The 1,593-nt window shown below is 71.9% G+C and carries 2 protein-coding genes; one reads left to right on the forward strand and one right to left on the reverse strand.

Annotated features, from left to right (window positions below):
• Nucleotides 1–959 (forward strand): aminotransferase class III-fold pyridoxal phosphate-dependent enzyme (locus tag AB0M52_RS33805; protein WP_363961944.1); only part of this gene is annotated, 959 nt, incomplete at its 5' end.
• A gap of 83 nt (nucleotides 960–1,042) precedes the next feature.
• Here the strand turns inward: AB0M52_RS33805 and AB0M52_RS33810 are convergent.
• Nucleotides 1,043–1,593: CGNR zinc finger domain-containing protein (locus AB0M52_RS33810; RefSeq protein WP_363961946.1), on the reverse strand; the 551-nt coding region annotated here is incomplete at its 5' end.

Below are 1,593 nucleotides of genomic sequence, written 5' to 3' on the forward strand. Positions count from 1 at the left end.
CGCTGACCGCCACCGACGCCAACCGGTGGGCGATCCGGCTGCTGCGCGCCGTCACCGGCCGTCCGCGCATCCTGGTCAACAGCTACTGCTACCACGGCTCGGTGGACGAATCCCTGATCGTGGTCGGGCCGGACGGGCGCCCGCACAGCCGCGAGGGCAACGTCGGCGCCCCGTGCGACGTGACCGTGACCAGCCGGGTCGCCGAGTTCAACGATCTCGACGGGCTGGCCCGCGAACTCGCCCACGGCGATGTCGCCGCGGTGCTGATGGAGCCGGCGCTGACCAACATCGGCATCGTGCTGCCCGAACCCGGTTACCTCGACGGGGTCCGCACGCTCACCCGGCAGCACGGCACCTACCTCATCAACGACGAGACACACACGTTCTCCGCCGGGCCGGGCGGCGCGACAGCCGCGTGGGGCCTGACGCCGGACGTGGTCACCATCGGCAAGGCCATCGGCGGTGGGATCCCGGTCGGCGCGTACGGGCTGTCCGCCGAGCTTGCCGCCGCGTTGACCGGTCGAACGGACCTCGACCTGGTCGACATGGGCGGGGTGGGGGGCACCCTCGCCGGCAACCCGGTGTCGATCGCGGCCACCCGGGCCACCCTGCAGGAGGTGCTCACCGACGACGCGTTCGCCGGCATGATCGACGTGGCGACCGTCTTCGCCGACGGAGTCCGCAAGATCTTCGAGGAGTACGCGCTGCCGTGGTCGGTGAGCCAGCTCGGTGCGCGGGTGGAGTACCGCTTCGCCGCTCCGGCTCCCCGCACCGGCACCGAGTCAGCCCGCTGCGCCGACGCCGGCCTGGAGGACTACCTGCACGTCTACCTGATCAACCGGGGCATCCTGATGACGCCGTTCCACAACATGGCGCTGATGTGCCCGCAGACCACCGTCGAGGACGTCGCCCGGCACCACGAGGTCTTCGCCGATGCGCTCGGCGAGCTGCTGGGCTGAGCGGGCTCGCCGGGAAGGCCCGGCCGGCGTGGCGCTCAGCGGGTCGGACCACCGCTTCCAGCGGACGGTCCAGCGTGACTGGCTCAACGCTTCGGGCTGCTGCGGGCGCGGTGCCGGCGTACCGCATCGCGGTTGGCGCACGGGGGCGAGCAGTAGCGCTGCCGGCCGTTGCGGGACAGGTCGGCGTAGATCGTCCGGCAGCCGTCCAGGGCGCACCGGCCCAGCCGGTCCATTCCCCGGTTGGTCAGGTGCAGCGCGGTGCCGACGCTGACCAGCGCGCGGAGCACCGCCGACAACGACACGCCGTCGTCGCGGTAGTGCAGGTGCCAGTGTCCGCCCGCGTGATCGGTGAGCCGAGGGTACGTCGACGCACTGGCCAGCATCCGGTTGAGCAGCCCCGCCCGCTCCTGCGCCGAGGTGGCGTCGACGACCTCCGACCACTCCTCGATCAGCCGGCGGGTGACCAGGAGGTCGTCGTCTCGTACCGGCATGTCCATCACCACCCCGGCGGCCTGGCACCGGCGGGCCAGGTCCGCCACCGACCGGGGCGGGTCGTTGGCCAGGTCGACGGCCAGCCGTACCGGGTCCGCGCCGTAAGGGTTGATGTGCACAATGCCATTACAGCAGGCTGTGG

The organism is Micromonospora sp. NPDC051296 (genome assembly GCF_040682255.1).
Lineage (GTDB): Bacteria > Actinomycetota > Actinomycetes > Mycobacteriales > Micromonosporaceae > Micromonospora > Micromonospora craterilacus.